This window comes from Helcococcus kunzii ATCC 51366, from assembly GCF_000245755.1.
Lineage (GTDB): Bacteria > Bacillota > Clostridia > Tissierellales > Peptoniphilaceae > Helcococcus > Helcococcus kunzii.
Map to the genome: position 1 here is coordinate 1,751,760 of NZ_JH601088.1, position 12,967 is coordinate 1,764,726.

The following is a 12,967-nucleotide window of genomic DNA, read 5'->3' on the forward strand; positions in this document are numbered from 1 at the left end:
CCAATATTTGTGTAATATTAAATGTAATAAAAATATCTGAATTTAATATCATCAAATAAAGATCAAGATATGAAATCAATTGTTCTATAAAACTATCATAATCTTCAATAATTTCTAATTTCAAACATTTAGCTAAATAATTAAAGTCAAATTCTTCGCTAATTTTTAAAGGATAGTCGGATTCAAAAATCAAATCATTCATATATTGTTGAATATTTTGATTAATAGACATTGTCTTAGCATAATTAAATTCATCTTTAGACATACTTGTAAGATCTTTAATAATTTTTGAAAGTAGTTTACTCTTATTTATTTCAGGATTTAAAGTATTTTTTATTATTTCAAAATTAGTAATTAATTTATCATCTTTTATTATTGTAAGATAATCATAATTTTCTAATCTATCAACAACTTGTCTATATTCATTAATGTTTTCGATTGTAATATTGTAAACCTCTCCGTATTCTAATAAGTACGGCTCATTTAATAAATCATACACTAAATTCATAAGAATAACACTTCCTTATCCGAATCTATAAGATCCGTTTTTTTACTACCACAAATAAATTCCATAGATTGATATTGTTTTTCTGTAATAACAATTAATTGTACCAATCCCGATTCTGGCTTATTCTTGACTATCTTATCTCTAATAGTTGATGCATTTGTTTGATTTAATGTTAATTTGCAATATACTGACTCTTGCATCATCATAAAACCTTCTTTCAATAGAAATTTCCTAAATCTTCTATACTCTTTTTTATCTTGTAATGTTTCTGTAGGTAAATCAAAAAATACTAATACTCTCATATATCTATAACTCATAATTTATCAACTTAATTAAATTTATGTTTCCTTTCTCTAAAGCCTCAAATATACTTCTACAATATACGCTAACCGCATTTAATAAAGTATACTTTCGTCCATCAACTTCATATTCTTTTTCAAATAATTTAAATAAATGATTTTTTTCCTCTCTACCAAATTCTGTTGGATTTATCTCTATTACAACATTATCAATCATTGGTCTTAAAGGTTCCATTAAATCACTTGCTAGATTAAAATAGTTAAACTGATTATCATGAAATATCCCAATTTGTGTAATATATCCTGACGAAGTTATTTCTCTAGTAAATATTGAAAGAAGAATTGAATAACCAAAATTAAGCATAGCATTTATTGGGTCATCAGCTCCTCTCGAGAAACTTTTACCAAATAAACTATAAAAATAAACCTTAGCAGCATGCCCTTCTCGATTAGTAGAATCTCCAAGTTTAATATCTTCCATGTATTGATTTAACATTTCTGAAGAATCAACACCAAGATAATATAGGATTTCAGATTGTCTTCTAATTTTTTCTTTTATGATTTCCGACCAAACTTTTTGTTTATTTATTTCTGTCCAATTTATTTGTTTTCTCACCATTTTAGCAGAGTTATGTTTATTATAGTAATTCACAACTTCACCCACTGGATTATGATCAGAACCACAAAAAATTATCTTTATTTTTTCTTCAATTAATTTTTCTATAAGAGCAGTTGTTATTGAAATATTTACCGAATCAATTATTAATATCGAAATCTCAGAAATATGTACTTTTGAAATCTCATCTTTTCTAATAACAAGATTATTTAATTTCAGATCGAGCTTTGCTCGACCTGAAATTATAACAGTTCTCCATCCCATCAGATTATCCTTCTCCTACTTTCATATATACCTGTTATTGATTTAGAAATAAATATTACTTCATTTAAATTACTTATTTTTTTCGGAATAAGTACTTTTCCCGCATACTTACTACCTGAAATAACTGTTAAATCTACTGGAGATACATATTTTGTAGTTAACGGAATTAAATTTACTAATAATTGTAATAATTTTTCAGTTTCATAATCTGCAAAATTTATTTCTATATTCGGTAAATTCCTTCTTTTTATAAATGGTTTTAATTTAAATTTTTCCAATATAATTTGAATATATTTAATTATATTTTCTCTCTCAGATTCAATATCACCGTTATATTTTTCTAACTCAATTTTTTCATTTATATTTAGAATTTTCTTAATATCCGTAGTTTGGGTATGATTCCAATACAAATATTCATTTGTCTCAAGACTTAATCTATTTTCTGTCTTTCCACTTATCAAATACTTGAATCCATCAACAATTATCTCACTCTTATAATTTAATTTTTTAACTATTATTTTCGGATCAACTAATTTCATTTCGTTAGTACAAAAATCCAATAGTCCATTTTCTTCCACATAAGATTTCATATATATTGGTAAACTTTCTATAGTTTTCACTCTCTTATTTTTCTCCGTATGTTCAACTATGAAGAAATAAGCCCCAGATATACCTCTATAACCTCCATATTTAGAAATATCTTGTAATCTTTCATCTCCTTTAATTGGAACGTATGAAGTTTTTTCTTTATAGTCTTGCTTACCAATTATATTTTGATCAAAAAGTTGTCCCGTTTGTTCAAAATTCTCTACACTAAATAATACTGAAGGTTTATTAAGTGTTTTTATTATTCTTTTCTTTCCTTCAGCACAATTCCAAATTTCGTTCCCTCTTAAATCTTTTTGATTTTTAGTAAAAATGTTATTCAATGTATATTTTTCTCTATTCTTCTTAACAAAATTATAGGGATTAGATGTAAATTTTTTACTCCAAACATCACCTACAATAATATTTAAAAAAGCATCATGAGCATGATTAAGATCGTTTATTTCTCTACATTTTAATACCTCAAAATCTCTTCTTAATTCACTTACTAATCCAGCCTTTACCGTAACAATTTTAGAATCTGTATAATAGTTTTCAAATAAATCTTTTACAACTTTTGTTGTTTGTCTCGTTTCAACAAGTTGTCTTTCAATAAATTCAGAAAGTTCTTTATCGCTCAGTGGATTAATTCTCGTTAACCTATTATATTTTTCTTCCGTAATTAATCCTTTTTTCTTTAATGCATACCATAAATGTCTTACATTTTCTCTAGATTTTATTACTTCTGGTACAGGATAATTATCCTTCTTTTCATATTGATTAGAATTTCTTGTAACAAGCACTAAATTTTTATGAATTGAATCATCTTTTTTCATTTTTCTCGGAATTATATGATCCAAATCATACAATTCTTTGTCATACAATCTTTCAATATCAATAATTTCACCAGTATACATACATCTTCCCATTTGTGTATAATAAAGGTATAATGCTCTATTTCTAAAATCAGCTTCTGTTTTATCTTCAATTCTATTTAGCCACTCTTTACCTTCTTTACCAAGATTTTTATAGAGTTCAATTAATTTATTCTTTCTAGAATCTTTTACTTCAGGTTTTTCTTCCTTACCCCTTGCCATTTCAATAAAAATTTTCTTTGGTTGTTTTCCTAAAACTTTTATTAATTCGTCATTTATATTTAATACTTGCCAGATCATTTTCTTAACGGCAGGGGATACATATAAATCATCAACTATTTGCTTACTCAATTTATTAGGAATGTATTTCTTCTTTATTTCAGATATTTCTTCAGAAAAAGTATATCTATTACTCATTAGTTCCATAAAGTTTTCGTTAGTTTCTCTCAAGAATCCAATAATAGTATTAATCTCTCCAGTTTCTTTTTCAGTACCTTCAATACCTACTAAAAGTTTTCTAGAAAATCTTGCCCAATCCTTAAATTTTAGATTTACTATTTTATTTATCTGTTTCTTTTCTAAATTAGGATATTTATTTGATATTTTTTCAGTCAGTAATTTAACATTACCCACATGAATTGTAATTTGCTCAATTAAATCTTCGACCATATTATTATCAAAATTATCATCTAATATTTCGGCAAAATCTATATAAGATGACATATTTGCCTTAATTCCATCAGATAATCCAGAAAATTCAACTTTAGAATCAACATAATTATTTATTATTAGGAAATTTCTAATCTTCTTTAATGTAACTTTTCTCTCTTTTTTATATATATTTTCAACTATCTCTTTCTTTATTTTTGGATTTAATTTATCTCCATTAACTCTTAAATTATTAAGCTCATTTAGTACCATATATTCTGAGTAAAGTAGAGATGATTTTGGTAAAACTTTTTCTCCAGGAATATATGAACATTCATTTATCATTCTTTTAATAAATTCTTCTTCGCAAGCATGTTCATCAACTATTTTAGAAAAATTCCATGGTCTAATATTTTCATTTTCAAAACCTTCATTTTTTACAATCCAAGTATTAGAATTTACTTTATCTTTATGATAATCATTTAATGGTCCAACATAATAAGGGATTCTAAAATTAAAAATCATTTTAATTTTATCTATCTTACTTACACCATCAGAAATTTCTTTGAAACTTGGATAATTTTTTTCAAGATTTTCTAATATTTTATCTAATTCTAATTCATGAACTTGATGAGGAATAACTGAATTAGTGGAAACAATTTGTTTTAATAAAAATCCTCCTTTTTCAATTTTATCGATTAATTCAATATATAGAGGATCCTCTTTATCACAAATTTTATCTAAAGTTGATTTTATATTTTTAGAAAATGTATCATAATCACATTTTTTTACCGGTACATTTTTTTTATTTTTTTTATAATACCCTAAATACGCTACATATCCTTTTTTGAAATTCTCATCTCTAAATATTTGATAATATATTTTTCCATTTTTATCATATTTTTTTATAAGTTGTTTTAATTTTCTCAGATCCTCTTTATGATTCTTATATCTTTCAACTTGAGCATAAGATAAGTATTTTTTTCCCTTTAAAACTTCCTGTAAAATTATATAGTCATAAATAGATTTTAAGCTAGAGATTAGCTCAAATCTATAATCCAATAATTGACTAAAATATTCTAAATTTTCTTCATATTTTTCACTTGTTAAATAGAAATCTTCTTTATTATCTTCTTTAATTTTTTCTAAAATTTCTTCATCATCAAAAATACCATTGACTTTTGATTTGCCGGAAATGAGAAGATTAAATATATTTATTATCTTTTTACTATCTTCTATAGAATCAGTTTCTTTTACTAAATCTTTAATTAAATTTTTCTTTTCAGTCTTTTTTAAGCTATAATCTGAAACAATTTTTATTGCTTTATCATAAAATTCTGTTTCAATTTCTGTATCTAGTTCTTCATTAATTAGATTTTGTATACATTCCTTAAAAGGAGTTATATCTTCAACATTAGATAGTTTTCCATCTATTAAAAAATGTCCTCTTCTTTTCATCATTTGGTTAATAGCTAAGAAATATAATCTAATATCTTCCTTGTCATCACTTTCTATTAAAGCTTTTCTTAAGTGAAAAATTGTAGGAAATTTTTCATAGTAATCTTTATCTGTAAAATTTTCATCATTAAATAACGAATATTTTCCTTCTATTTTTTTATCTTCTAACCAATATTTACTTTCATCTAGCCTCAAAAAAAAGTCCTTATCGATAGCATTTATTTCTTCTTCAAATAATTCCCTTAATAATTGTTTTCTTAAACTTTTTCTTATAGTCCTTCTTCTACTAGATCTATGACCACGCCTTTCAGTAGCAGGTTGAGCTTCCTTAAAAAGTCTTACTCCCCATAAATCTTTTCCTTTTTTTCTTAGTAAATTGTAGTTTTCATCCGTAACAGCCCATCCTACTGAATTAGTTCCTATATCTAATCCTAAATAATAGTCTTGCATAATGCCTCCAAAAAAAAATAATAATTTGACAATTTTATAAATTTGTGTAACAATATAAGTAATCTCAATTAATACCTATATGAGATTACATCATGAGTTCAAATAAAAATTTATTCAAATTGCCCTAAAGGGTTCACATTGGTGATAAAAAACAAATCTTCGGATTTGTTTTTTTTATTCCCTAATAATTTCTATCCAATTCACTCTCGTCATAAAATTCAGCATAGCCTTTATCTATAGGCTTAACTAAATACTCATCTATCTTTCTATCATATTCTTGTATCATGCCAACTTGTCCACGCCATCTAATCATTACCATTTCGCCAACATCAAATTTTGGCTTACCATCAATTTTTTCATAACTAAAAATTCCCATATTTACTTCCTTTCATTTTTGATTTACAAATCATTATAATATCTTTCAGTTATGAAAACGAAATTATAATGAGTCATTAATATATTTTTTATTATTATACAACAAATTTAGTATATTGTCTATATTACTATCGTTTAAACATATTTAAATTTGTAAAATCACTGTGATAATACATAGTCATAATTTATGAAATCAGTAACATTTTATATTCTTAAAAAAGTCTAAATAATATTTTTTTATTTTACATTAATGCTTGTAAGTATTTAATAACATAATAATAATAAAAAACTGTTACAAAATAACTTAAAAGTTAAATTGCAACAGTCCTTTTAATTTTTTTATTATACTAAATAAATAGTTAAATAAATTACGTCTAATATTTATTTTGCTTTTTCTAACGCTTCTTTTACGGCGGAAATTATTCCATTAGATGTAACAGTAGCACCTCCAATTGAATCTACTTCAGCACTATTAGATTCAACAATTATTTCAGGTATCTCCTTTATTGCTGGATTAGAAATACCTTCAGTTTCAGAATGATTAAGAATTTTTACATCATTTATTTTTCCTTCTTTTATAACAACCTCAACTTCAATGTCTCCTCCATGACCCTTAGAAGTTGTTTTATATTTACCATCCTTATATTTCTGATCAGAAACTTTAATATTTCTAGTATTTGATATTTCTAATAAATCGTTTCTTTGTTCTGTAAATATATTAGTTTCTACCTTAGATGCTAAATTATCTGCACTGTGATATCCCGCAATATTTCCATAAACAAAAGCTTGTAATAGTCCATTTCCAGCCATATATGCATTACTTCCATTGCTTGAGAAACCTTCAGTTACTCCTCCAGCAGCATATAAGTTTTCTATTACTTTTCCTCCTTTATCCAAAACTTGAGAGGTTTCCGGATTAATAACTAAGCCACCTTGTGTGTGTCTATAATCACCAGTAACTTTTACTGCATAAAATGGTGCTTCAAAAGACTTTGGAAGTTTAGTACGATTTAAATAATCTTCGCCTTTTTTAATACCTTCTAAATAATTTTCATACTCTTTCTTAAGATTGTTTACATCAACACTTAATTTATTCGCTAATTCTTCAATTGTATTCGCTTCTATAAGTTCACCTTCTTCCAAAGCTTTTAATGTTTTGATATTTAAATTTTGAATATTTTCATCCCATATCATAAACGCTGATGAATCCGTTTGATTAACAATTGCAGTTGCTAAAGGTGAGTAACCTGTATATTCTCCAATAAATCTATTACCTTCTTTATTAATCAAAATACCACCATTATCTAAAAAAGCAGATCCTAATGATTTGTGTGTTTTATAGCTAATAGGTGCATATCCTTGATATGCATTCATAGCTGCTGTATCTGCACCTAATTCTATTCCCCATAATATACCATCGCCTGTTGCACCTGGTGCAACATTTGGCACACCTTTTTCAATTGATGGTGTATATTTTTTTATCATTTCTTTATTAGCACCAAATCCTGATGTAGCAAGTATAATCTTATCAGCTTTAAAATTAATTGTTTTACCATCTTTCTCTACAAATACTCCAGTAACTTTACCATTTTCTTTTAATAATCCTGAAACATTCATATTCTTTAAAGCTATAATATTTTCATTGTTATTTATTTTCTTTTCTAATATATTCACTAATCCAGAACCAGACCCTTCAGCTACATGTATACGGTTTTCTGATTGTCCGTAATAGATGGATTCTGTTTCTAATTTTCACTTAATACCTTGTTCTTCTAGCCATTCTTTAACATTTGTTGCATTTTCACATGCCACTCTTAAAAGTTCTTGATTTTGAGTGTATTCTCCCGCTCTATTTATGTCTCTCATCATGGCTTCAACACTGTCATCAACGTTTGCTTCTTTCTGTTCTTTTGTCCCAACCGCTGGTATTTTTCCACTTGACATTGAAGTAGCCCCGCCAAATGCAGCCTGTTTCTCAAGCACAATTACTTTTGCATTCTTTTCGGCCGCACTTAAAGCAGAAACCAATCCAGCTCCGCCGCCACCGACTACAATAACATCTGATATGTACTCTGAATCATCACTTTCTTCTTTTTGTGATTCTTTTTTTGTTGACTTATTTTTAGTTTCAACATTTGATACTTTTATTGTTTCTTTATTATTTGAACAAGAAACTAAACTGAAAATCATCATTAAAGCTAAAAATATACTAAATATTTTTTTTGTTTTTTTCATTATTTTGCCCCTTTCAAAATATTCACAATTAACATATAATATTGTTAATAAAAAAACATATGTATTGTTCTATTATAATATCACATTTTGATAAGATATAAAAAGTTAATAAAACGTATATAAACCTTTACTAAAAAATATAAGCCATCTATCTACACTACTATATTTTGTAATGATTAATATAGCATAGGTTATAATAAATGGCTTATTCATTATTAATATATTTTGTTGTCATTTGTAGAAAATAATTTATATAACCCCTTTAGTTTTCATATACCTTTATAGATACAAAATCATAAGGTTTAATCGTCTCTTGGTCTTCCACAACTTCTTCTACAGCATTCACAAACTCATATTTATTGTTAAGTTTTAAATTTTTTAATGGTATTTCTTTTGAGGTTGGATTATTTAATCTTATAATAACAGCATCGTCATAATAAGAATTATATATTGCATTAACGTAAAATCCTTCTAAATTTAGTAATGAATTTTCTCTTTCATTAATGCTATCCACTCCTTTTATATGAAGTCTATTATCTAATCTATTTATGAAATAATTTATATCTTGTAATTGATAAAAAATAGATCTGCTGTAAATTTTTTTAGCTAAATTATAGACGTTATTTTCATTAAAACTATCAACAAACAATATATTAAATTCAAAATTATGATTACCTAATTCTTCAGCTTTAGGTGTACTTAACATTACATGACCTTTCACTGTAGTATTTCCAGATGCTCTCCCTAGTCTCCATTCTAGGTCAGGTTTTCCAAGTTCACTTGTTGTACTTAAACATGTTAAATATATATATTCATCGCTATTTTCATACTCATACATACTATCTGAAAATATAGTAATTGCACAATTTTTATCTTCTTTAGAAACTGATTTATGAAAATTAAATATATTCACCGGTTTTTCTTGGTATTTTTTCTCCCAATTTGTATCAATTTCAACATTTTCATTTTTATAAAATCCATTTTGTATTTGAGCTATAGATAAATTATTTAATATATCCGAATTTATTCTTATCCTTAGTCTATGAGATTTTATTGTATTATTTACTTTTAGTTTACATTTTATTAAATTACTATCTTTTTCAATACTAACTTTCATTTCGTATGAAAATTTTCTAGCCTCCGAAGTAATTTCCTTTCTATCGCTTAGTTCGTAAGGTAGTAAAGTTTCACCCTTAATTACTAAAGCCTCTTCAAATTTAGATGTCAGTTTGTAATGAGCGTTGAATGGTAATTCTATTTCGGAATCATTAGTAACTGGAGAATAATCATAAGTATCACCATCATTTCCAGAATCGACTAAACTAATAAAATTATCTATCTTTTTATCATCTTTCATATATATAAGTTTATTGTTTTCAAATATGATCTTAAAGTCATTATTTTCAATCGAATTACCAGCTATTTCCTTCAAACTTGGCATCTCCGTTTCCGATTCAATAACTTTAAGAATTTTATATCCAAAAGATGGTATTTTAACTTTAACCTTAAGTGTCAAAATGTAGTATGGATCGTCAGTAAAATATATCTTTTCAAATTCATTATAAGTATTTTCCTTAGGAGGAATATATTCTTCTTCTATTATAAAACTTTCTTCCACATTTAGAATTTCAATATTTTTTGACCTAGTTAATATTTCTATTTCTTTGTAACCATAAAAATCTGACAATTCTGTATTCATTAATAAAATTTTATCTTTACCTAGACTTAAACTTAAAGCAATTTTTCTTAATATAGTATTTGTTATTCCATCTGCAATTTCTAATGATTCTTTATATCTATGGATTATATCCTCAGCCGCATCGTCAGATACGCATCCGCCTATAGCATCGTGTGCTTGTGACTCTAATACTTTTTTCCATGCTTTTATTACTAATTTATCGCTTAATAAAATACCTAACTTTTTTGCCATCACCATAAGAGGTTCTGTTTCATAAATTAATTTATCCTCTATTACTTTATTTAAGTATTTTATAGTTTGTCTTACAGAACCAATAGTTCTGTGAACTCTTGCATATTTTGGAACACGAAAATCTCCATAATATTCTTTAAATACACCATCGTTTATTATTGTATTTGAAAAAGACTCGTAATCATCAAGATTAAATTTATATTCCGGAACTTTTTCATTTAAAATCTCAATTGTTTCTAAGATTTTAGAGTTAATTCCATGCTGATCATTGCCTGACGGTATTAGGATATTATTTAATTCATTGTTATAGTTAACTGATTCAATTATCTTAAGTAACTTATCATTAATATATTCATCAGAACTATTTAATCCAAAACCTGCAGCATAACTGCTAGTAATATTAATCGTCAGAATTTTCTTGTCACCAAGTCCCTTCCAATAAAAATATGGAGTTCCAGTTTTTTCTAAATCTATACCTCTCCAAAAAATAATCTTATCTAAACCCATATGCTTTATTATAGTTGGCATTTGGGCATTAAACCCAAAAGTATCTGGTAAATATGCTATTTTCATTTTTTTCCCATATTTTGAAGTTTCTATATCTCCTATCATCGCATTTCTAAACATTGATTCTTCATGAGGAATAATAGCATCAAATTGAGTAAACCAAGGTCCCAAAAATAATTGATTATTAGAAACTAACTCTCTAATTAAATCCATCTTTTCCGGATATAACTCTATATAGTCATCAACAATTGAAATTTGTCCATCTAAAACAAATTTTAAATCAGGATTATTTTTTAATTCTTCCAAAATTTCAGAAAATATCAAATCGCTTAATACTAATGAATCTTGTGTCGAAAAAAACCACTCCCTATCCCAATGAGTATGATGTACTATACTAATATTAATCATTTAGTCTTCCTTTCTTTTTCTCCTCATCTTTATAAAATTCACCATTATTGCTGTTACTATTGAACCAACAATGATTGCCACTATATATAAAATAGGACTATTAGTAAATGGAATTGCTAACATCGTTGATAATGAAGTTTTATGAACAACCCCAAATACCGCAGTTAACGCACATGTTGTTATTGTGCCTGTTATAATTGAAGGAATGACAGAAATTGGATCAGCTACAGCAAACGGAATTGCCCCCTCTGAAATTCCTGCTATACCCATAACTAAAGCTGTTCTTCCATTTTGTATCTCTTCATCGCTATATAATTTTTTTGCAAAAATAGTTGCTAATGCCATACCTAAAGGAGGTATTGAAATTGCAGCAAGCATATATGTGCTTATTGTATATATTCCTTCAGCAAAACAAGCCAATCCAAACGTTGCCGCTATTTTATTTATTGGCCCACCCATATCAATAGCCATCATGGCACCTAGGATAGCTGCTAAAATAATAGCATTACTATCTTGCATTCCATATAAGAAATCTGTTAAATACTTTTGCATGGATGCAATAGGCGTACCAATTAAATATATTAGACATAATCCTATGATTAATGTTGCAAAAACAGGAATTATGATAACAGTCTTTAAAGCTTGAAGGTTTAGCGGTAATTTAACTTTAACTTTTAAAAATTGTACAAAATAACCTGTTAATACCCCCATTAACATACCACCTAGAAAACCTGTCCCCATTTGATGAGCAACTGTTCCTACAATAAAAGCAGGAATAAGCCCCGGCTTATCAGCAATTGAATAACTTATATATGCTGCTATAACAGCTGTAATTAAAGACAGCCCTGAAGAACCAAGCATAGTAATCGCACCTGCAATAGTAGAAGAACCTTGCTCCCAAGCTTCTTGTCCACCTATAATTACTCCTATTGATGTTAATAATCCCGCAGCTGTAACTAGTGGCATCATGTAAGATACACCAGTCATAAAATGTCTTGCCAATGTTCTTGTGTTTTCCTTAAATTTCATAATATCACCTACTTTTTAACTAAATTAATCGCATCTTTTATTACTTTATCAGCGTTGGATACTACTTCAGAAGTTCCTACTACTAGCTTAGGTTTATTTTCAAATCTATCTTCACCTTCAATTTTAGTATCAATCGCCAAAATCACCACATCTGCTTCCTCTATTTCATTATCGGTCAATTTATTTTCAGTCCCCATGCTACTTTGTGTTTCTACTTTTATTGAATAACCTATTTTTTCTGCAGATTTTTTCAAATTTGCTGCGCTCATAAATGTATGAGCTATTCCTGTTATACATGCAGTAACTGCAACAATTTTTTTATTCATTGCTTCCTCCTATAATATTTTTAATATTTCTTCACTTGTATTTGATTTTAGTAAATCCGAGATAAATTCATCATCTACAAGTCTTTCTGCAATTTTTGACAACATTCTTAAATGATTTTGATTCGCATTTTTTTCAGGCACAGAAATCAAAAATATAATATTAACATCTCCGCTGTCGATTGACTCCCACTTAATAGCTTTATCAAGCTTTAAAATCGTTAAATTTGTTTCATTAACTACATTAGATTTTGCATGAGGTATTGCTACCCCTTTACCAAAACCTGTCGGACCAACCTCTTCCCTTCTATAAACTTCTTTAATAAATTCATCTATATCCGTAATTACTTTATTTGTATATAAATGATTCGCTAAAAAATATAGAGCATCCTTTTTATCAGTTATTTCATCTGAAAATATAATATCCTTTTTGTCTACCAATTCTTTAATACTCACT

Annotated in this window: 10 protein-coding genes and 1 pseudogene; all 11 read right to left on the reverse strand. The window is 26.9% G+C overall.

Annotated features, from left to right (window positions below; genetic code table 11):
• On the reverse strand, window positions 1-508 hold a 508-nt coding region (gene csn2, locus HMPREF9709_RS07875), incomplete at its 3' end, for a type II-A CRISPR-associated protein Csn2 (protein WP_005399081.1).
• On the reverse strand, window positions 505-825 hold the full coding sequence (cas2, locus tag HMPREF9709_RS07880) for a CRISPR-associated endonuclease Cas2 (RefSeq protein WP_245527505.1): 321 nt from the start codon (window positions 823-825) through the stop codon (window positions 505-507). The genes cas2 and csn2, both read right to left, overlap by 4 nt.
• Window positions 815-1,687 carry a type II CRISPR-associated endonuclease Cas1 gene (gene cas1, locus HMPREF9709_RS07885; protein ID WP_005399083.1) on the reverse strand — a complete coding sequence of 291 codons (873 nt, stop codon included), beginning with the start codon at window positions 1,685-1,687 and terminating at the stop codon, window positions 815-817. The genes cas2 and cas1 overlap by 11 nt, the downstream gene beginning before the upstream one ends.
• Window positions 1,687-5,703: a type II CRISPR RNA-guided endonuclease Cas9 gene (gene cas9, locus HMPREF9709_RS07890; RefSeq protein WP_005399084.1), complete on the reverse strand. Its 4,017-nt coding sequence runs from the start codon at window positions 5,701-5,703 to the stop codon at window positions 1,687-1,689. Before cas9 ends, cas1 begins: the two co-directional genes overlap by 1 nt.
• A gap of 181 nt (window positions 5,704-5,884) precedes the next feature.
• Entirely contained in the window at window positions 5,885-6,079 is a 195-nt protein-coding gene (locus HMPREF9709_RS07895; RefSeq protein ID WP_005399085.1) for a hypothetical protein, read from the reverse strand.
• 380 nt (window positions 6,080-6,459) lie between these two features.
• A complete protein-coding gene (locus HMPREF9709_RS10255; protein WP_245527514.1) occupies window positions 6,460-6,888 on the reverse strand; it encodes an FMN-binding protein in 429 nt (142 codons plus the stop codon).
• Window positions 6,889-6,924: 36 nt separating this feature from the next.
• Window positions 6,925-8,313: pseudogene (locus HMPREF9709_RS10260) on the reverse strand (FAD-dependent oxidoreductase); the annotation flags it as partial.
• 262 nt (window positions 8,314-8,575) lie between these two features.
• Window positions 8,576-11,158, reverse strand: coding sequence for a glycoside hydrolase family 38 N-terminal domain-containing protein (locus HMPREF9709_RS07905; RefSeq protein WP_005399088.1), 2,583 nt, complete (start codon window positions 11,156-11,158; stop codon window positions 8,576-8,578).
• A complete protein-coding gene (locus tag HMPREF9709_RS07910; RefSeq protein ID WP_005399089.1) occupies window positions 11,159-12,187 on the reverse strand; it encodes a PTS fructose transporter subunit IIC in 1,029 nt (342 codons plus the stop codon).
• 8 nt (window positions 12,188-12,195) lie between these two features.
• Window positions 12,196-12,513, reverse strand: coding sequence for a PTS fructose transporter subunit IIB (locus HMPREF9709_RS07915; RefSeq protein ID WP_005399090.1), 318 nt, complete (start codon window positions 12,511-12,513; stop codon window positions 12,196-12,198).
• A 9-nt stretch (window positions 12,514-12,522) separates the two neighbouring features.
• Window positions 12,523-12,966 (reverse strand): PTS sugar transporter subunit IIA, encoded by a 444-nt coding sequence (locus tag HMPREF9709_RS07920; RefSeq protein WP_005399091.1) that lies wholly within the window; start codon window positions 12,964-12,966, stop codon window positions 12,523-12,525.
• Between the last annotated feature and the right edge of the window lies 1 nt (window position 12,967).

What these genes read in the sequence shown, in the direction of transcription:
- HMPREF9709_RS07895 (WP_005399085.1), bottom strand. Translation starts at nt 6,079, where the DNA reads ATGGGAATTTTTAGTTATGAAAAAATTGATGGTAAGCCAAAATTTGAT.
- HMPREF9709_RS07915 (WP_005399090.1), bottom strand. Translation starts at nt 12,513, where the DNA reads ATGAATAAAAAAATTGTTGCAGTTACTGCATGTATAACAGGAATAGCT.
- cas9 (WP_005399084.1), bottom strand. Translation starts at nt 5,703, where the DNA reads ATGCAAGACTATTATTTAGGATTAGATATAGGAACTAATTCAGTAGGA.
- HMPREF9709_RS10255 (WP_245527514.1), bottom strand. Translation starts at nt 6,888, where the DNA reads ATGGCTGGAAATGGACTATTACAAGCTTTTGTTTATGGAAATATTGCG.
- HMPREF9709_RS07905 (WP_005399088.1), bottom strand. Translation starts at nt 11,158, where the DNA reads ATGATTAATATTAGTATAGTACATCATACTCATTGGGATAGGGAGTGG.
- cas1 (WP_005399083.1), bottom strand. Translation starts at nt 1,687, where the DNA reads ATGGGATGGAGAACTGTTATAATTTCAGGTCGAGCAAAGCTCGATCTG.
- cas2 (WP_245527505.1), bottom strand. Translation starts at nt 825, where the DNA reads ATGAGTTATAGATATATGAGAGTATTAGTATTTTTTGATTTACCTACA.
- HMPREF9709_RS07910 (WP_005399089.1), bottom strand. Translation starts at nt 12,187, where the DNA reads ATGAAATTTAAGGAAAACACAAGAACATTGGCAAGACATTTTATGACT.